The sequence below is a fragment of the Salipiger marinus genome (assembly GCF_900100085.1).
Classification (GTDB): Bacteria; Pseudomonadota; Alphaproteobacteria; order Rhodobacterales; family Rhodobacteraceae; genus Salipiger; species Salipiger marinus.
Map to the genome: position 1 here is coordinate 143,376 of NZ_FNEJ01000004.1, position 17,734 is coordinate 161,109.

At 66.8% G+C, this 17,734-nt stretch carries 15 protein-coding genes and 1 pseudogene; 13 read left to right on the forward strand and 3 right to left on the reverse strand.

The window, feature by feature from the left end:
• The first annotated feature begins 1 nt into the window (after nucleotide 1).
• The 4 genes from xdhC (at nucleotide 2) to BLR51_RS05875 (ending at nucleotide 4,919) form a co-directional block, all read left to right on the forward strand.
• Nucleotides 2-886 carry a xanthine dehydrogenase accessory protein XdhC gene (gene xdhC, locus BLR51_RS05860; protein WP_089844921.1) on the forward strand — a complete coding sequence of 295 codons (885 nt, stop codon included), beginning with the start codon at nucleotides 2-4 and terminating at the stop codon, nucleotides 884-886.
• 39 nt (nucleotides 887-925) lie between these two features.
• Nucleotides 926-2,527: a xanthine/uracil/vitamin C permease gene (locus tag BLR51_RS05865; protein WP_089844923.1), complete on the forward strand. Its 1,602-nt coding sequence runs from the start codon at nucleotides 926-928 to the stop codon at nucleotides 2,525-2,527.
• Nucleotides 2,528-2,584: 57 nt separating this feature from the next.
• Nucleotides 2,585-3,919 (forward strand): guanine deaminase, encoded by a 1,335-nt coding sequence (gene guaD, locus BLR51_RS05870; protein WP_089844925.1) that lies wholly within the window; start codon nucleotides 2,585-2,587, stop codon nucleotides 3,917-3,919.
• 142 nt (nucleotides 3,920-4,061) lie between these two features.
• Complete coding sequence (locus BLR51_RS05875) at nucleotides 4,062-4,919, forward strand: bifunctional allantoicase/(S)-ureidoglycine aminohydrolase (protein ID WP_089845184.1); 858 nt, start codon at nucleotides 4,062-4,064, stop codon at nucleotides 4,917-4,919.
• A 112-nt stretch (nucleotides 4,920-5,031) separates the two neighbouring features.
• On the opposite strand, the gene BLR51_RS27360 is transcribed toward BLR51_RS05875, so the two are convergent.
• From BLR51_RS27360 to bhcR, 3 genes are all read right to left on the reverse strand, one after another.
• Entirely contained in the window at nucleotides 5,032-5,529 is a 498-nt protein-coding gene (locus tag BLR51_RS27360; RefSeq protein ID WP_131821792.1) for a hypothetical protein, read from the reverse strand.
• An 11-nt stretch (nucleotides 5,530-5,540) separates the two neighbouring features.
• The gene (locus BLR51_RS27365) at nucleotides 5,541-5,939 is read right to left on the reverse strand and encodes a hypothetical protein (RefSeq protein WP_131821793.1); all 399 of its coding nucleotides are present in this window, start codon (nucleotides 5,937-5,939) and stop codon (nucleotides 5,541-5,543) included.
• A 262-nt stretch (nucleotides 5,940-6,201) separates the two neighbouring features.
• Nucleotides 6,202-7,047, reverse strand: coding sequence for an HTH-type transcriptional regulator BhcR (gene bhcR, locus BLR51_RS05880; RefSeq protein WP_089844927.1), 846 nt, complete (start codon nucleotides 7,045-7,047; stop codon nucleotides 6,202-6,204).
• A gap of 169 nt (nucleotides 7,048-7,216) precedes the next feature.
• On the opposite strand from bhcR, the gene bhcA reads away from it, so the two are divergent.
• The 9 genes and pseudogenes from bhcA to BLR51_RS05925 all read left to right on the forward strand — a co-directional run bounded on the left by bhcA (nucleotide 7,217) and on the right by BLR51_RS05925 (nucleotide 17,723).
• Nucleotides 7,217-8,407 (forward strand): L-aspartate--glyoxylate aminotransferase BhcA, encoded by a 1,191-nt coding sequence (gene bhcA, locus BLR51_RS05885; RefSeq protein ID WP_089844930.1) that lies wholly within the window; start codon nucleotides 7,217-7,219, stop codon nucleotides 8,405-8,407.
• Nucleotide 8,408: 1 nt separating this feature from the next.
• Nucleotides 8,409-9,374 (forward strand): beta-hydroxyaspartate dehydratase BhcB, encoded by a 966-nt coding sequence (gene bhcB / locus BLR51_RS05890; protein ID WP_089844932.1) that lies wholly within the window; start codon nucleotides 8,409-8,411, stop codon nucleotides 9,372-9,374.
• Between the two features lie 13 nt (nucleotides 9,375-9,387).
• Nucleotides 9,388-10,551: a 3-hydroxy-D-aspartate aldolase BhcC gene (gene bhcC / locus BLR51_RS05895; RefSeq protein ID WP_089844934.1), complete on the forward strand. Its 1,164-nt coding sequence runs from the start codon at nucleotides 9,388-9,390 to the stop codon at nucleotides 10,549-10,551.
• 107 nt (nucleotides 10,552-10,658) lie between these two features.
• Nucleotides 10,659-11,624 (forward strand): iminosuccinate reductase BhcD, encoded by a 966-nt coding sequence (gene bhcD, locus BLR51_RS05900; RefSeq protein WP_089844936.1) that lies wholly within the window; start codon nucleotides 10,659-10,661, stop codon nucleotides 11,622-11,624.
• 67 nt (nucleotides 11,625-11,691) lie between these two features.
• Nucleotides 11,692-12,228, forward strand: a complete 537-nt coding sequence (locus BLR51_RS05905; protein ID WP_242656650.1) for an AmiS/UreI family transporter — start codon at nucleotides 11,692-11,694, stop codon at nucleotides 12,226-12,228.
• Complete coding sequence (locus BLR51_RS05910; RefSeq protein WP_089844937.1) at nucleotides 12,225-13,229, forward strand: type I glyceraldehyde-3-phosphate dehydrogenase; 1,005 nt, start codon at nucleotides 12,225-12,227, stop codon at nucleotides 13,227-13,229. The genes BLR51_RS05905 and BLR51_RS05910 overlap by 4 nt, the downstream gene beginning before the upstream one ends.
• 30 nt (nucleotides 13,230-13,259) lie before the next feature.
• A pseudogene (locus BLR51_RS05915) lies at nucleotides 13,260-15,534 on the forward strand (NADP-dependent malic enzyme).
• A gap of 77 nt (nucleotides 15,535-15,611) precedes the next feature.
• Nucleotides 15,612-17,102, forward strand: coding sequence for a nucleobase:cation symporter-2 family protein (locus BLR51_RS05920; protein WP_207543567.1), 1,491 nt, complete (start codon nucleotides 15,612-15,614; stop codon nucleotides 17,100-17,102).
• Nucleotides 17,103-17,192: 90 nt separating this feature from the next.
• Nucleotides 17,193-17,723 (forward strand): putative antibiotic biosynthesis monooxygenase, encoded by a 531-nt coding sequence (locus BLR51_RS05925; protein ID WP_089844941.1) that lies wholly within the window; start codon nucleotides 17,193-17,195, stop codon nucleotides 17,721-17,723.
• Nucleotides 17,724-17,734: the final 11 nt, after the last annotated feature.

Consider the following 17,734-nt stretch of genomic DNA (forward strand, 5'->3'; position numbering starts at 1 on the left):
CATGGCACGGCAGGTCACCGAGCTTGCCCGGTTCCTCGGGGCGCAGGGCGCGGTGATCCGCGTGGCGCTGACCCGGGTGCGCGGCTCCTCGCCGCGCGAGGCGGGCACCGAGATGTTCGTGGCCCCGGCAGCAGTTTACGGCACCATCGGCGGCGGCCAGCTGGAACACCGCGCCATCGAGGCGGCGCGCGCCATGCTGCGCGACGGCGTGCTGACCACGGCCATGGACGTGCCCTTAGGGCCAGAGATCGGCCAGTGCTGCGGCGGGCGGGTGGAAATGGCGCTGACCCGGATGCGCGGGTCGGACAAGCGCGCCGCCCTCCGCCGCGCCGGGGCCGAGGCGCGCGCCCTGCCCCATGTCTATGTGCTGGGCGCGGGCCATGTGGGCCGCGCCATCGCCCTGCAGCTGCAGCACATGCCGGTGCGCTGCATCCTGATCGACCCGCGCGCGCAGGAACTGGCGCTGTGCGAGGCGGCGGTGGAAACCCGGCTGTCGGTCATGCCGGAAATGGACATCACCGCCGCCCCGCCCGGCAGCGCCTTTGTCGTGCTGACCCATGACCACGGGCTGGATTTCCTGCTGACCGCCGCGGCGCTGGCCCGGGGCGATGCGGCCTATGTCGGCATGATCGGTTCCGCCACCAAACGCGCCAAGCTGAAAAGCTGGATGCGCGCGCAGGGCGGGCTGGCCGGGTTCGACCAACTCATCTGCCCTATCGGGGCAAGCGGCAGCCGCGACAAGCGGCCCAGCCTGATCGCGGCCTTTGTCGTGGCCGAGATCATGGCTGATCTGACCTCTGAAACTGTCGCAACCAGCCCCGCTCAGGCGGGACAGGGGCCCGAGGCGGGCCATTACCACGACCAGAAGGGAGCGTCGGCCCGGTAGCGGACGGCGGAGCTGGTCAAAGCGGAGGAGGAGACCGTCATGGACGGGACACGTTACAGCTACCGGGTGTTTTCACCCGGCGATACCAGTGCCTTCTGGGCACTGTTCACCGACAATCTCGTGAACCTGCTGATCCTGTCGGGGATCTGCCAGTTCGTGTTCGGCATGCCCGCCGAGATCGTCTTCGGGCGCATCGTGCCGGGGGCGGCGGTGGCCATCCTTGCGGGGGTCGCGGTCTATACCGTCATGGCGAAGGTCACGGCGACCCGGCAGGGCCGCGACGTCACCGCCCTGCCCTACGGCATCTCGACCCCGGTCATGTTCGTCTACCTCTTCGGCGTGATCGGCCCGATCTACTGGGCGACGCAGGATCCGCTGCTGGCGTGGCAGGTCGGCATCGGCGCGGGCTTCATGGGCGGCATCGTCGCGGCCATGGGCGCCATCATCGGCCCGTGGCTGAAGCGGATCACCCCGCGCGCGGGCATGCTGGGCACGCTCTGCGGGATCGCGCTGATGTTCATCGGTGCGGTGCCGCTGTCGCAGATCTTCGAACATCCGGTGATCGGCTTCACCTCGCTGCTCTTCATCCTGTGGGGGCTGATCGGGCGGTTCCGCCTGCCCGGCAACATCCCCGCCGGGCTTGCGGCCATCGCGGCGGGCACGCTGATCGCGCTGTTTCTGGGGGAGTCGCGGATCGACACCTCGGGGCTCGGGTTTTATGCGCCGGTGCCCTATTTTGGCGATCTGATCGCGGGGATCCAGTATCTCTTCGCCAATCCCGAACTGTTCCTCGTTCTGGTGCCGGTGCAGATCTACAATTTCATCGAGACGATGAACAACGTGGAATCCGCCGAAGCGGCGGGGGACAGCTATCCGGTGGGGCTGTGCCAGCTGACCGACGGGGCAGGCACCATGATCGGCGCGGTCTTCGGCTCGCCCTTTCCCACCACGGTCTATATCGGCCATCCCGCCTACAAGCGGCTTGACGCGCGCGCGGGCTATATCATCGGCGTGGCGCTGGTGATCGCGGCGGCGGCGTTTCTGGGCTTCCTGTCGCTGCTGGCAGGGCTGATCCCGGTGGCGGCGGCAGCGCCGGTGCTGGTCTTTGTCTCGGTCAGTCTCATCACCAACACCGCATGGGCGGTGAAACCCGCGCATATGGCGGCGGTGTCCTTTGCGATCCTGCCGCATGTCTCGTCGCTGCTCATCACCAAATGGGGCTCGCTGATGAACGCGCTGCGCGCCTCGGGGGCGGAAAACCTGCCCGCGCTGGGGGAGGACGGCCTGACCGCCGCCCTGCTGATGGAGGGCGCGCATTACGAGGGCCATCTGGCGCTGAGCCAGGGCGCGATCCTGACCGGGCTGGTCTGGGGTGCCATCGTCGCCGACGTGATCGAAGGGCGGTTCCGCCGCGCGGGCGGCTTTGCGCTGGCAGCGGCGGTGATGTCTTCGGTGGGGGTGATCCATGCCGCGGCCCTGCAGGTGCCGCAACTCGACGGCATCACCATCGGCTATCTCATCATCGGCGGGTTCCTCTGCCTCTATCCGCTGGTGGCCCCGCGCGAGGATCTGACCCAGCGCGTCATCGTCCCCGACGAGCCCGACATGATCGACGACACAAGCCCCGCGCAGCGGGCCTGATGTCCCCGGGGGCGGCGGCGCCGCCCCCTTCCCTTTCTGACAGACCGGAGACCGCCCATGACCGAAACCCTGCTTCGCGGACGCCTGCTGACCTTCCATCGCGACCCGGCCGGTCCGGACGATGCCGAGGCCTATACCTATCTTGACGATGCGGGGCTTCTGTTGCGCGACGGGCGGATCGCCGCCTCCGGCGCTTTTGCCGATGTCGCGCCGCAGGCCCCCCATGCGCCGGTGGTGGATCACCGCCCGCATCTGATGATGGCGGGGTTCATCGACACGCATATCCATTTCCCGCAGGTGCAGGTCATCGCCTCGTGGGGGGCGCAGCTGCTGGACTGGCTGAACGGCTATACCTTCCCCGAAGAGCTGCGCTTTGCCGATCCCGACCACTGCGCGCGCATGGCGCAGGCCTTTCTCGACCAGCTCACCGTCAACGGCACCACCACCGCCGTGGCCTTCTGTTCGGTCCATGCCGCCAGCGCCGAGGCGCTGTTTGCCGAGGCCACGCGGCGCGACATGCGGATGCTGGGCGGCAAGGTGATGATGGACCGCAACGCGCCCGACGGGCTGCGCGACACGCCGCAGCAGGGCTATGACGACAGTGCCGCGCTGATCGCGCGCTGGCACGGGCGGGGGCGCAACGGCTATGTGATCACCCCGCGGTTCGCCATCACCTCGACCCCCGACCAGCTGGAGATGGCAGGCGCGCTTGCCGCCGCGCATCCCGGCTGTCACATCCAGACGCATCTGTCGGAAAATCTGGCGGAAATCGCCTATACCGCCGAACTTTACCCCGAGGCGCGCGATTACCTCGACATCTACGAACGCTTCGGCCTGCTTGGCCCCCGGACCCTGCTGGGCCATGCCATCCACCTGCGCCCGCGCGAGATCGACGCGCTGGCCGCGACCGGGGCGCACCCGGTGTTCTGCCCGACCTCGAACCTGTTTCTTGGCAGCGGGCTTTTTGACGAAGGCGGGCTGCGGGCGCGCGGCATCACCAGCGGCATCGCCACCGATGTGGGCGCGGGCACCAGCTATTCCATGCTGCAGACCCTGAACGAAGGCTACAAGGTGCTGCAGCTGCAGGGCCAGCCGCTGCATCCGCTGCGTGCCTTCCACTGGGCGACGCGCGGCAATGCCGAAGTGCTGGGGCTGGCGGACCGCATCGGCACGCTTGATCCGGGCACAGAGGCGGACATCACCGTGCTCAACGTGCGCGCGACCGAGGCGATGGCGCTGCGTGCCGAACGCGCCAGCACTCTGGCGGAGGAACTGTTCATCCTGCAGATGATGGGCGATGACCGCGCCATCGCCGAGGTCTATGTCGCCGGCACCCCGCGCAAGGCCGCGGCGCGCGGCGCGGCGCGGATGCGGCATCCCGAACCGGCCTGATCCCGGCCAAGCCGGCGGCGGGCGCCCCCGCCGCCGGGATTTTCAATATTTTCGGAAAAGAGCTGTCCGATCTTTATGGGTTTCACTGGAAATGGCGCCGCGCCATACCTTTCCGGACAGCCGCGACCTTCAGGAGATTTGCATGTCCGCGACCTATTACGCCCCCCATGGCGGCCTGCCCGGCCAGGACCAGCTCCTGACCGACCGCGCCATCTTTACCGAGGCTTACGCGGTCATCCCCAAGGGCACGATGCGCGACATCGTCACCAGCTTCCTGCCCGGCTGGACCGGCACGCGGCTTTGGGTGATCGCGCGCCCGCTGTCGGGATTTGCCGAGACCTTTTCGCAATACATCATGGAAGTGCAGCCGGGCGGCGGATCCGACACGCCCGAGACCGACCCCGAGGCCGAAGGCGTGCTGTTCGTGGTCGAGGGCGAGGCGGAGCTGGAGGTCAATGGCGACACCCACCGCCTGACCCCCGGCGGCTATGCCTATCTGCCGCCCTCCGCCGACTGGCGCCTGCACAACCGCGGCCCCGAGGTGCTGCGCTTTCACTGGGTGCGCAAGGCCTATGAGCCCGCGCCGGGGCTCGACGAGCCCGATGTGCTGATCCTGAACGAAAACGACATCGCCCCCACCCCCATGCCCGACACCAATGGCGCATGGGCCACCACCCGCTTTGTCGATCCCAACGACCTGCGCCATGACATGCATGTCACCGTCGTGACCTTTCAGCCGGGCGGGGTCATTCCCTTCCTTGAGACCCATGTGATGGAGCACGGGCTTTACGTGCTGGAGGGCAAGGCGGTCTACAAGCTCAACAATGACTGGGTCGAGGTCGAGGCGGGCGATTTCATGTGGCTGCGCGCCTTCTGCCCGCAGGCCTGCTACGCAGGCGGGCCGGGGCGGTTCCGCTACCTGCTCTACAAGGATGTGAACCGCCACATGGCGCTGCGCCCCGGCGCGCAGGCCCTGCCCCGCAGGACGAACAACCGGTAAACCGGGCGCGTCTAGGGCCCGGCCTCAGACCGCCTGCCGCAAGCTGACACGGCCCCTCCTGAGGCAAGGGTCGAACCCGCGCCCGGCAGAGACCGGGCGCGTCAGAACCTCTTCAGCAGGAAATGGTGGTTCGGTCGAAGCTGAACTCTGCAGGGGCGGCGCAGCGATCCAGAGTGTAGGGCACTCTTCCCGTTTGAAGCGCAAAAGGATCAGCAGGCAGGGCTGAGACGACCGTGCGCCGCGCAAGAGCCAAGCTTTCACACGCAAACGTCCCGCCCTGTTTGCGGGTCACTGGATTGAAGCTGTTCGGGAGATGGCGCCAGCACATTGCCTCTTGTCCGGCCACGACATCCCTTTTGTAGTCTTCCGGCACGCCAAGCCTGTTGCCGGGATACCAAAGCCACGCCTTTCCTTCAGGCGCGAGATAATTCACCTGAAACCCATGCGCGCGGGAAAAGGACAGATAGGTCGTGTCAGGCTGAGGATAAGTCGGGACACGGTTCTGGCGCGCACTTACCTCTGCAATCGCATGTGCCGAAACCGGTGGCGGCTGTTGATCGGAACAGCCGCCGAGCAAGACAAATAGGGCCGCAATCGCTCCCCGCGTCATGGTGGGATCCGTCAGCACTCCAGTGAAACGGACCAGCCCGCGAAGCGGCCTGACACCTTGGTGCGCAATGCGGCAAGGTCAGTTGTCGCAATGTCTCCCCCCAGAAAAGCCAGAATGCCCGGGTCGAAGGTGCCCGCACATCCCGTGGCCGTGCGCGATGCCGCTTCTATATCCGCGGCGAAATACGGCGTGGACGGTCCCACAAGGTCCACAAGCGCTTGATCGCGTTCGGTCACATGGGCGACGCGAAACGTTTTGCCATTGACCGTCACCGTTTTGGCTTCGGACAGCGCAGCGTCTGTTTGCGCAAGCTTGGCCTCTCGCTCTGCCCTTTGTTCCGGCGGAAGCTGCGAGCCGCCACACGCCGACACCAGCGATGCGAGAATAACGATAGAAACTGCAATGCGCATGATCTGCCCCTCATATCTATTTCCCAAAAGTATCCATCTGACCGCAGGGAAGAAAGGGAAATCCGCAAGATAACCTGCAAACGTCTGAATGCGCCAGAAACCCCTATTGATATGTCTCGAGGCTTGGAACTGACATTTGCCCGACCGCAGCGGAATTGCGCTTCGCTGATCTTCTTGGGTGGTGGGCCAAGGTCGCAGATAAATCGGCCCTGCTGACCCACCAAAATCGTCTCCCTTGTCGCGTGGCTGTCGCCAGCGGGGCTCAGACCCGCGGCGGAGTGACCTTTCCGCCGATCGCTTCCGTCAGCATGCGGGCCGCCTCGACCACGGGGCGGCTCAGCTTGTGCAGCGCCTCCGCCGTCACCCGGCTGGTGGGGCCAGACACCGACAGTCCGGCGATGGCCTCGCCGTTGATGTCAAACACCGGCGCCGCGATGCAGCGCATGCCGATATTGCGCTCCTCGTCGTCGCAGGAATAGCCGCGCGCCCGGATCTGCCGCAGATCCGCCATCAGCCTGTCCCGGTCGGTCACCGTCTTTTCGGTGAAGGCGTCAAGCCCCCCCTCCAGCCTGCGCGCCAGCCGCGCGTCATCCATCTGCGCCAGCAGCGCCTTGCCGATGCCAGAGGCGTGCATCGCCGACAGCGTGCCCGGCGGAAAGAAGGCGCGGATATTGGCATGGGTTTCGACCTGACTGAGGAACAGCACCTTTCCCTCTTTCTCGACGCCCAGATTGGCGGTCTCGCCCGTCGCCTCCATCAGCGCGCGCATCACCGGGCGGGCGCGGTCCACAAGGCTGGTGCGGCGCAGGAACCGCGACCCGATCATGAAGGCGCGCGGGCCGATATGCCAAAGCTGCTCTTCGGCGTCGAATTCCACCAGCCCCCGTCCCTCCAGCGTCACCAGCACGCGATAGATGGTGGAGGGCGACTGCCCCATGTCATCGGCGATGGCGCTCAGCGCGATCCCCTGCCGTTCGCTGAGAAATTCAAAGACCTCCATCGCCCGGTCCAGCGACTTGATGGTGTTCTGCGCCGTCTTGTCCTCCCAGTCGCGCGGCCGTCCCCGGGCCTTGCGCGGACCGCGCGCGGCATTGTCTTGGAATTCCATGAGATGCCTTCTGTTTTTAATGAAAAGTGAATTCACGATATGAAAAATATAAACCCCTGTAAACGGATGATTTTTCCGGATCACCCCCAAAATGAAAAAGCCATTCAAAAAAATATGCGGCACGGGCAGGGCTCCGTAAGGTGACGGACATGACGGAAGGAGACACGCCATGAGCTTTCAGAACCCGGTTTTCATTCCCGGTCCGACCAACATCCCCGAGCGGCTGCGCAAGGCCTGCGACATGCCGACGATCGACCACCGCTCGCCGCTCTTCGGCCAGATCCTGCATCCCGCCCGCGAGGGCGTGCGCCGGGTGCTGAAAAGCGACAGCGCGCAGATTTTCATCTTTCCGTCCACCGGCACCGGGGGCTGGGAAACCGCGCTGAGCAACTGCCTGTCCGCCGGGGATACGGTTCTGGCCGCCCGCAACGGCATGTTCAGCCACCGCTGGATCGACATGTGCCAGCGCCACGGGCTCGGGGTCGAGATCGTGGAAACCCCGTGGGGTCACGGCCTGCCCGCCGACCGCTACGAAGAGATCCTGACCGCCGATACCGGCCACCGGATCAAGGCGGTTCTGGCCACCCATAACGAGACCGCGACCGGCGTGAAATCCGACATCGCCGCCGTCCGCCGCGCGCTGGATGCCGCAGGCCATCCGGCGCTGCTGTTTGTCGACGGGGTCAGCTCCATCGCCTCCATGGACTTCCGCTTCGACGACTGGGGGGTCGACGTGGCCGTGACCGGATCGCAGAAAGGCTTCATGCTGCCGCCCGGCCTTGCCATCACCGCCTTCAGCGCAAAGGCCATGGCGGCCACCGACACCGCCACCCTGCCCCGCACCTTCTTCGACGTGAAGGACATGGCGAAGGGCTATGCCAACAACGCCTATCCCTATACCCCCGCCGTGGGGCTGCTGAACGGGCTGAACGAGGCCTGCGGGATGCTGCTGGCCGAAGGGCTCGACAATGTCTTCGCCCGGCACCACCGCATCGCCGAAGGCGTGCGCGCCGCCGTCCGCGCCTGGGGGCTGGAGCTGTGCGCGGTGTCGCCGGAGGTCTATTCGGACACGGTCAGCGCCATCCGCACCCCCGAAGGCTTCAACGCCACCGACATCGTCTCCCATGCCGCCAGCGCCTATGGCGTTGCCTTCGGCACCGGGCTGGGCGAGGTTGCGGGCAAGGTGTTCCGCATCGGCCATCTGGGGTCGCTCACCGATGTCATGGCGCTGTCGGGCCTTGCCACGGCAGAGATGGTCATGGCCGATCTGGGACTGGACATCCGGCTGGGATCCGGCGTGGCGGCGGCGCAGGACTATTATCGCGGCTGCCGCATCGAGACCCGGAAGGCGGCCGCCTGAGATGAAGGACAGCGCGATGATCATCCCCACCTTCGAGGACATGCTGGCCGCCCATGAGCGGATCAAGCCGCATATCCGCCGCACCGAGGTCCGCAGATCTGCCTTTCTGAACGAGCTGACCGGGGCGGATCTGTTCTTCAAATGCGAAAACTTTCAGGAGCCGGGCGCCTTCAAGGTGCGCGGCGCCGCCAACGCGGTCTTCGGGCTGGACGAGGCGCAGGCGAAGCTGGGCGTGGCCACCCATTCCAGCGGCAACCATGCCTCCTGTCTCAGCTATGCCGCGATGCGCCGGGGCATCCCCTGCAACGTGGTGATGCCGCGCACCGCCCCGCAGGCCAAGAAGGACACGGTGCGCCGCTATGGCGGCGTGATCACCGAATGCGAGCCCTCCACCTCCAGCCGCGAGGCGACCTTTGCCGAGGTGCAGGCCGCGACGGGGGGCGATTTTGTGCACCCCTACAACGATCCGCGCGTGATCGCGGGTCAGGGCACCTGTTCGCGGGAGTTCATGGAACAGACCGACGGTCTGGACATGGTCGTGGCTCCCATCGGCGGCGGCGGCATGATCTCCGGCACCTGCCTGACGCTCGCGACGCTGGCGCCGGAATGCCGGGTGATCGCCGCAGAGCCGGAACAGGCCGATGACGCCTATCGCAGCTTCAAGGCCGGGCATATCATCGCCGATGACGCGCCCAAGACCATCGCCGACGGGCTGCTGATGCCGCTCAAGGATCTGACATGGCATTTCGTGTCCCGCCATGTCAGCGAGATCTACACCGCCTCGGATCAGGAAATCATCGACGCGATGAAGCTGATCTGGAAGCATCTGCGCGTGGTGATGGAGCCGTCCAGCGCCGTGCCGCTCGCCACCATCCTGAAACAGCCCGACGCCTTCAGGGGCAAGCGCGTGGGCATCATCATCACCGGCGGCAATGTCGATCTTGACCGGCTGCCGTGGACCCAGTGAGGGAGACAAGACAATGAACGCACCCGTGAATTTCGACCAGCTCGAAGTGGGCTTCGACATCCCCGCCCTGCCCGGCATGGACGAGGCCGACATCCAGACGCCCTGTCTGGTGCTCGACCTTGACGCGCTGGAACGCAACATCCGCAAGATGGGCGACTATGCCCGCGCCCATGGCATGCGCCACCGCGCCCATGGCAAGATGCACAAATCCGTGGACGTGCTGAAGCTGCAGATGGAGCTGGGCGGCGCGGTCGGCGTCTGCTGCCAGAAAGTGTCCGAGGCCGAGGTCTTCGTGCGCGGCGGCATCAAGGAAGTGCTGGTGTCCAATCAGGTGCGCGACCCCGCCAAGATCGACCGTCTGGCCCGCCTGCCCGAGCAGGGCGCCGATATCATCGTCTGCGTCGATGACGTGGCCAATGTGGCCGAACTCTCGGCGGCGGCGCAGCGTTACGGCACCCGGCTGGGCATCTTCGTGGAAATCGACTGCGGCGCGGGCCGCTGCGGCGTGACCACGACCCCCGCCGTGGTGGAGATCGTGCGCGCCGTCGAGGCGGCCCCGAACCTCAGCTATCGCGGCATTCAGGCCTATCAGGGCGCGATGCAGCACATGGACAGTTTCGAGGACCGGCAGGCCAAGATCGACGCCGCCGTGGCACAGGTCAAGGACGCGGTGGACACGCTGAAATCCGAAGGCATCGACACCGAACTGGTCTCGGGCGGCGGCACCGGTTCCTACTATTTCGAGTCGACCTCGGGGGTCTATAACGAGCTTCAGTGCGGATCCTATGCCTTCATGGACGCGGATTACGGCCGCATCCTCGACAAGGACGGCAAGCGCATCGACGCGGGCGAATGGGAAAACGCCTTCTTCATCCTGACCTCGGTCATGAGCCATGCCAAGGCGGACAAGGCGATCTGCGATGCGGGCCTCAAGGCGCAGTCGGTGGACAGCGGCCTGCCGGTGATCTTTGGCCGCGATGACGTGGAATATGTCAAATGCTCGGACGAGCATGGCGTGATCAGCGATCCCAAGGGCGTGCTGAAGGTCAATGACAAGCTGCGCCTCGTGCCCGGCCACTGCGACCCCACCGCCAATGTCCATGACTGGTATGTGGGCGTGCGGAACGGCAAGGTCGAATGCGTCTGGCCGGTGTCGGCGCGCGGCAAGGCCTACTGATCCCCACAGGGGGGCCGGTTCGGGAGGAGCCGGAAGTCGCCCGCCGTGTATGCCATCCCCCCGGCAGCGGCACGCGGGCGCACGAAACATCATCCACGGAGAGACCCATGCTGATCGTGCCCGAACGCGAGATCGCCGACCTGATGACCCGCGACGCGGCCTTTGCGGCTGTGGAACAGGTCTTTGCCGCCATGGCCGCCGACAAGGCCTATAACTTCCCGGTGGTGCGCGAGGCCATCGGCCATGAAGACGCGCTTTATGGCTTCAAGGGCGGGTTCGACCGCGCCGGGCTGACGCTGGGCCTGAAGGCCGGGGGCTACTGGCCGAACAACATGGACAAGCGCGGGCTGATCAACCACCAGTCCACCGTGTTCCTGTTCGATCCCGACACCGGCAAGGTGCGGGCGATGGTGGGGGGCAACCTGCTGACCGCGCTGCGCACCGCCGCCGCCTCCTCGGTGTCGATCCGGCATCTGGCCCGCAAGGACGCAAAGGTGATCGGCATGATCGGCGCCGGGCATCAGGCCACCTTCCAGCTGCGCGCGGCGCTGGAGCAGCGCGGCTTTGAAAAGGTGATCGGCTGGAATTACCACCCCGAGATGCTGCCCAACATCGAAAAGGTGGCAACCGAGGCGGGCCTGCCCTTCGCGGCGGTGGATCTGCCCGGCATGGCCGAGGCCGATGTCATCATCACCATCACCTCGGCCTTTGCGCCCTCGCTGCTGGCGGAGCATGTCAGCCCCGGCACCCATATCGCCTGCATGGGCACCGACACCAAGGGCAAGCAGGAGGTGGAGGCGGCGCTGCTGGCCCGCGCCACGGTCTTTGCCGACGAGATCGCGCAGTCGGTCAGCATCGGCGAGGCGCAGCACGCCATCGCCGAGGGGCTGCTGCAGGAGGCGGACATCGCCCAGCTGGGCGCGGTGATCAACGGCACCCATCCGGGCCGCAAAGACGCCGCCGAGATCACGCTGTTTGACGGCACCGGGGTCGGCCTGCAGGATCTGGCGGTCGCGGCGGCGGTGGTCGATCTGGCCGTGGCCCAAGGCCGCGCGATCGAGGTCGATTTCTAGACCCCCCCCTCACCTTTCGACAGATCACCGGGCTGCGGCGGATGCGCCGCAGCCTGCCTCTCCGCTCATGTCCGATGCAAAGGCCCGCGCCATGCTGCTGCCCCTGTCTCTGCTGTTTGTCGGTGCCGTGCTGGTGCTGAACGGCCTGTGGATGGCCGGGCGCATCGACGACCGCGAGATCGTGCTGATCAACGGCGCCACCGCCGCGATCACCGCCGCCGTCGCCGCCGTGTCGCTGGTGCAGGCGCGGGACGTGGCCGATGTGCGCGCCGTGGCGATGACCCTTCTGTTCAGCGTCACCTATCTGTGGGTGGCCTTCAACCGGGTCAGCGGATCGGACGGGCGCGGGCTGGGGTGGTTTTCGCTGTTCGTGGCGCTGTCGGTGCTGCCAGAGGCGGTGCGGACCCTGCGCGCCGCCACCACCGCGATGGAGACATGGCTGGGCCTGTGCTGGCTCGCGTGGGCCGGGCTGTGGTTCCTGTATTTCCTGACGCTGGCGCTGCAGCGCGGCTTCCGGCGGCAGACGGCGCTGGCCACCCTGTGCAGCGGCGTGCTGACCGCGTGGCTGCCCGCGCTGGTGCTGATGTATGGGGGCCGCGCATGACCCGCCCCGTGCGCATCTTTCTCAACGGTTTTGGCCGGATCGGCCGGACGGTGTTTCGCCAGATCGTCGCGGCGGGGGCCAAGCTGGACATCGTCGGGATCAACGACATTGCCCCGCTCGACACCTGCGCCTATCTGCTGCGTTATGACAGCGTCTATGGCCCCTTCCCCGGCACGGTCAGCACCGGCAGGGGCTGGATCGGGGTGGACCGGCGCCGCATCGCCTTCACGCAGGCGCCCGACCTGCGCGCGCTGGATCTGCGCGACGTCGATGTGGTGCTGGACTGCACCGGGCAGGCGCAGGCGCGACCCATGGCCGAGGCGGGGCTGGTCGCGGGCGCGCGCTCTGTCCTGATCTCGGGGCCCTCGCCCGCCGCTGACGTGACGGTGGTGCTGGGCGCCAACGATCAGGAACTGGGGGCGGCGCGCATCGTGTCCAACGCCTCCTGCACCACCAATGCCATCGCGCCGCTGCTGCGGATGCTTGATCTTGGGCTCGGCATCGAAAAGGCCCATTTCACCACGGTGCACTGCTATACCGGCAGCCAGCCCACGGTGGACCGGCCCGGCCCCTCGCCCGAACGCAGCCGCGCCGCCGCCGTGTCGATGATCCCCACCACCACCAGTGCCGCCGGGCAGGTGATCGGCGTGCTGCCGGAATTTCAGGGACGGCTCAGCATCGCCGCCCTGCGCGTGCCCTGCCTGTCCGTCTCGGCCATCGATGCGGTGATCCGCACCTGCGAGGATTTCGAACAGCCCGTCACCGATTTCCTGCGCGAGGCCTTTGACGGCTCGCCGCTGGTGGGGCTGACCGACGATCCCTGCGTGTCGACGGATTTCCGGGGCCGCCCGGAATCGCTGGTGCTGGCGCTGCCCGAAACCATGACCACCGGCACCCGGCAGCTGCGGCTGATGGGCTGGTATGACAACGAATGGGGCTTTTCGGCCCGCCTGATCGAGATGGCGCAGCGCATGGCCGCCCGCCCCGATCCAGCGGCCTGAGCCACCCCACCCCGACAGGAGGAGAAACGCATGGATCCCGAAGCCTCGCGGCAGCAGCTGGAACGGCAGGCGGCGCTTGACTATCACGCCCATCCGCGCCCCGGAAAGCTGGAGATCCGCCCGACCAAGCCCATGGCCACGGCCCGCGACCTGAGCCGCGCCTATTCGCCCGGAGTCGCCGAGGCCTGTCTGGAGATCGCGGCCGATCCGGCGCTGGCCACGCGCTACACCGCCAAGCGCAACCTTGTCGCGGTCATTTCCAACGGCACCGCCGTGCTGGGTCTGGGCAATATCGGCGCGCAGGCCGCCAAGCCGGTGATGGAGGGCAAGGCGGTGCTGTTCAAGAAATTCGCCGGGATCGACTGTTTCGACATCGAGGTGGACGAACCCGATCCCGAGGCGCTGGCCGATCTGGTCTGCCGGCTGGAGCCGACCTTTGGCGCCATTAACCTTGAAGACATCAAGGCGCCCGACTGTTTCACCGTGGAGCGGATCTGCCGCGACCGCATGGGCATTCCGGTCTTTCACGATGACCAGCACGGCACTGCCATCGTGGTTGCCGCCGCCGTGCAGAACGCGCTGCGCCTTGCGGGCAAGCGCGCGCAGGACATCCGCATCGTCGGGCTGGGGGCGGGGGCTGCCGGGGTGGCCTGCCTGACCATGCTGCACAAGATGGGCGTGCCGCTGGACAACATCACCGTCTTTGACCGGTCGGGCGTGCTGCATGCCGGGCGCACCGGGCTCGCCCCCGAACAGATGGTCTTTGCCACCGCCCCCGCCGGGCTGACGCTGGAACAGGCGCTGAAAGGCGCGGACATGTTTCTGGGCCTCTCCGGTCCCGGCGCGCTGCCCACCGCAAGCGTGCGCGAGATGGCCGAGACGCCGATCATCTTCGCGCTCGCCAATCCGACCCCGGAAATCATGCCCGATGCGGCGCGCACCGCAGCCCCGGGGGCGATGATCGCCACCGGCAGGTCGGATTTCCCGAACCAGGTCAATAACGTGCTGTGTTTCCCGTTCATCTTCCGTGGCGCGCTTGATGCCGAGGCGACAGAGATCAACGACGCGATGAAGCTGGCCTGTGTGGATGCCATCGCGGCGCTGGCCCGGCAGACCACCTCTGCCGAGGTGGGCGTGGCCTATGAGGGCGAGCGCCTGACCTTCGGCCCCGACTACCTGATCCCCAAACCCTTCGATCCGCGCCTGCTGCCAACCGTCGCCGTCGCGGTGGCGCGGGCGGCAATGGAGTCGGGCGCGGCGCGTCTTGGATCTGGAGGATTACCGGCAGGTGCTGGAGGCGGAGGTGTTCAAATCCTCGCTGGTGATGCGCGGGGTCTTTGCCGCCGCCCGCCTGTCGCGCCGCCGCATCGTCTTTGCCGAGGGCGAGGATGACCGCGTGCTGCGCGCGGCACAGGTGATGAGCGAGGACAGCACCGATCACGCCATCCTCATCGGGCGCCCCGAGGTGATCGCACAGCGCATCGACCGGGCCGGGCTGTCGATCCAGCCGGGGCGGGATTTCGAGATCGTGAATCCCGAAAGCGACGAGCGGTACCGCGATTACTGGCAGAGCTATCATCAGGTCATGCGCCGCCATGGCGTGACGCCCGATCTGGCCAAGGCGGTGCTGCGCACCAACACCACGGCGATTGCCGCCACCATGGTGCATCGCGGCGATGCGGACAGCCTGATCTGCGGCACCTTCGGCCAGTATCTGTGGCATCTGAACTATGTCAGCCAGATGCTGTCGACGCCGGATCTGTCGCCTGCGGGGGCCCTGTCGCTGGTGATCCTTGAAGACGGGCCGCTTTTTGTCGCCGACACCCATGTGCATGTCGAACAGGGCCCCGAGACGCTGGCCCGCACCGTGCTGGCCGCCGCCCGCCATGTCCGCCGCTTCGGGCTGGAGCCGAAGATCGCGCTCTGCTCGGGGTCGCAGTTCGGCAATCTGGACAACCGGTCGGGCCGGGCCATGCGCGGCGCGCTCGCGATCCTCGACGGCCAGCCGCGCGATTTCCAGTATGAGGGCGAGATGCACACCGATGCGGCGCTGGATCCGGCGCTGCGCGAGCGGCTGCTGCCCGGCAACCGGCTGGAGGGTGCGGCCAATGTGCTGGTCTATGCCACCACCGACGCGGCAGGCGCCGCGCGCAACCTGCTGAAAAGTGCAGCGAACGGGCTGGAGGTGGGCCCGATCCTGATGGGCATGGGCAACCGCGCCCATATCGTCACGCCCGGCGTGACGCCGCGCGGCCTGCTGAACATCGCCGCTCTGGCTGGCGCCGACGTCGCCACCTACGGCTGAACGATCCCGCGGCGCGCGGTCAGGGAGGGTCGCGCGCCCCCGCCACCGCAGGGTGGCACCCTTTGGAGGAGGAAAACATGTCAACAAAAGATCTCGTGGATCCGGTCAATGAACGGCTGCCTGCGGGCAAGCTCTTTACGCTTGGCCTGCAGCATGTGCTGGTGATGTATGCGGGCGCCATCGCGGTGCCGCTGATCGTCGGGCGGGTGCTGCAGCTGACGCCGGAACAGGTGGCCTTCCTGATTTCGGCGGATCTGTTCGTCTGCGGTCTGGTCACCATCATCCAGTCGATGGGGGCCACGAAATGGTTCGGCATCCGCATGCCGGTGATGATGGGGGTGACCTTCGCCTCGGTCGGGCCGATGGTGTCCATCGCCGCCAGCAACCCGGGCACCGATGGCGCGCGGATGATCTTTGGCGCCATCATCGGGGCGGGCATCATCGCGATGCTGATCGCGCCGCTGGTCAGCCGGATGCTGCGGTTTTTCCCGCCCATCGTCACCGGCACGATCATCCTTGTGATCGGCGTCACGCTGATGCGGGTGGGGATCAACTGGATCTTCGGCGTGCCGGTGGGCGCCACCGCGCCGCAGGTCGTCGATCCGGCCCATGCCGACTGGCTGCAGCGGCTGGCCAGCCTGCCCGAGGGCACCGTGCCCGCCATGCCCGAAGGCCTGCGGCTGGCCGCCACGCTGGACAACGTGAATTATGCCACCCCGCTCAACATGGCGATTTCGGCGGTGGTGCTGACCACGATCATTCTGGTGATGAAATTCGCCCGCGGCTTTCTGGCCAACATCTCGGTGCTGCTGGGGATCATCGTGGGCGCGGTGCTTGCCGCCTCCATGGGTCTCATGCATTTCGACCATGTGGACCGCGCCGACTGGTTCGAACTGATCACCCCCTTCCGCTTTGGCCTGCCGATCTTTGATCCGGTGATGATCCTGACCATGACGCTGGTCATGATCGTGGTGATGATCGAATCCACCGGCATGTTCCTTGCGCTGGGGGATATCTGCGGGCGCACCATCGAACGCCCGTCGCTGTCTGCGGGCCTGCGCACGGACGGGCTGGGCACGCTGATCGGCGGGCTGTTCAACACCTTCCCCTATACCTCGTTCAGCCAGAATGTCGGGCTGGTCGGCGTCACCGGCATCCGCTCGCGCTATGTCTGCGTGATGGGCGGCGCGATCATGATCGTGCTGGGGCTGGTGCCCAAGATGGGCGCGCTGGTGGAATCGCTGCCGGTCGCCGTGCTGGGCGGGGCCGGGCTGGTGATGTTCGGCATGGTCGCGGCCACCGGCATCCGCATCCTTGGCGGGGTCGATTTCAAGGCCAACCGCTTCAACGGGCTGATCGTGGCGATTTCGCTGGGGATGGGGATGATCCCGCTGATCGCGCCGCAGTTTTCCATGTGGCTGCCGCACGCCATCGAACCGCTGATCGACTCTGGCATCCTGCTGGCCTCGATCACCGCCGTCGCGCTGAATGTCGTGTTCAACGGCGCCCGCGAGGTCAGCGAGGACGACCTGCGCCACGCCGCGCTGCAGGCGGAAGGCGGGCACTGACCCGGCCCTTGCCCCTGACAGACCCGCCCCGGCTGTCGCACGGCCGGGGCTTTTGCCGTAAGGACAGACGACAGACCGCAGGAGCAGACCATGCCGCACGCCCCATCCCACGTCGTCACGGTGATCCTGCGCCGGATGCGGCAAGAGGCCCGGCCCGAGGTGATCGCCGCCCATGCCCGGCTGCGGGCCGCCGCAGCGCAGGCCGAAGGCTTCCTTGGCGCACAGGACAGCTGGCTGCCGCCGCATGGCGACGAGATCGATCTGGTGACGGTGTTCAGCTTCCGCTCCCGCAGGGATCTGGAGGCATGGGACCGCGCGCCGGAACGGCAGCGGCTGATCGCGGATCTGGACCGGCACTGTCTCGACATATCGGAACGGGCGGCGTTTGACGGGCTGGCGCTGCTGCAGCCCGACCGGGTCAGGGTCAGCAAGCCCGAGACGGTGGCGATCCTGATCGGGCTGATCCTGACGCTGGGCTGGCTTGCGGATCTGCTGCTGCCGCCGTTTCCGGAACCGGGGCGGACCGTGCTTGCCGTGTCGGTGAATGTCTGCCTGATCAGCTATGGTTTCCTGCCATGGTCGATCCGGCTGCTGGACGCACTAAAACGGAAGGCCCGCTAGGGCCCTCCGTC

Coding starts and splice junctions, on each gene's coding strand:
- bhcD (WP_089844936.1), top strand. CDS start 10,659: ATGCTGATCGTGCCCGAACGCGAGATCGCCGACCTGATGACCCGCGAC.
- BLR51_RS27365 (WP_131821793.1), bottom strand. CDS start 5,939: ATGCGCATTGCAGTTTCTATCGTTATTCTCGCATCGCTGGTGTCGGCG.
- BLR51_RS05910 (WP_089844937.1), top strand. CDS start 12,225: ATGACCCGCCCCGTGCGCATCTTTCTCAACGGTTTTGGCCGGATCGGC.
- BLR51_RS05925 (WP_089844941.1), top strand. CDS start 17,193: ATGCCGCACGCCCCATCCCACGTCGTCACGGTGATCCTGCGCCGGATG.
- BLR51_RS05875 (WP_089845184.1), top strand. CDS start 4,062: ATGTCCGCGACCTATTACGCCCCCCATGGCGGCCTGCCCGGCCAGGAC.
- BLR51_RS27360 (WP_131821792.1), bottom strand. CDS start 5,529: ATGACGCGGGGAGCGATTGCGGCCCTATTTGTCTTGCTCGGCGGCTGT.
- BLR51_RS05865 (WP_089844923.1), top strand. CDS start 926: ATGGACGGGACACGTTACAGCTACCGGGTGTTTTCACCCGGCGATACC.
- bhcA (WP_089844930.1), top strand. CDS start 7,217: ATGAGCTTTCAGAACCCGGTTTTCATTCCCGGTCCGACCAACATCCCC.
- BLR51_RS05905 (WP_242656650.1), top strand. CDS start 11,692: ATGTCCGATGCAAAGGCCCGCGCCATGCTGCTGCCCCTGTCTCTGCTG.
- BLR51_RS05920 (WP_207543567.1), top strand. CDS start 15,612: ATGTCAACAAAAGATCTCGTGGATCCGGTCAATGAACGGCTGCCTGCG.
- bhcC (WP_089844934.1), top strand. CDS start 9,388: ATGAACGCACCCGTGAATTTCGACCAGCTCGAAGTGGGCTTCGACATC.
- xdhC (WP_089844921.1), top strand. CDS start 2: ATGGCACGGCAGGTCACCGAGCTTGCCCGGTTCCTCGGGGCGCAGGGC.
- bhcR (WP_089844927.1), bottom strand. CDS start 7,047: ATGGAATTCCAAGACAATGCCGCGCGCGGTCCGCGCAAGGCCCGGGGA.
- guaD (WP_089844925.1), top strand. CDS start 2,585: ATGACCGAAACCCTGCTTCGCGGACGCCTGCTGACCTTCCATCGCGAC.
- bhcB (WP_089844932.1), top strand. CDS start 8,409: ATGAAGGACAGCGCGATGATCATCCCCACCTTCGAGGACATGCTGGCC.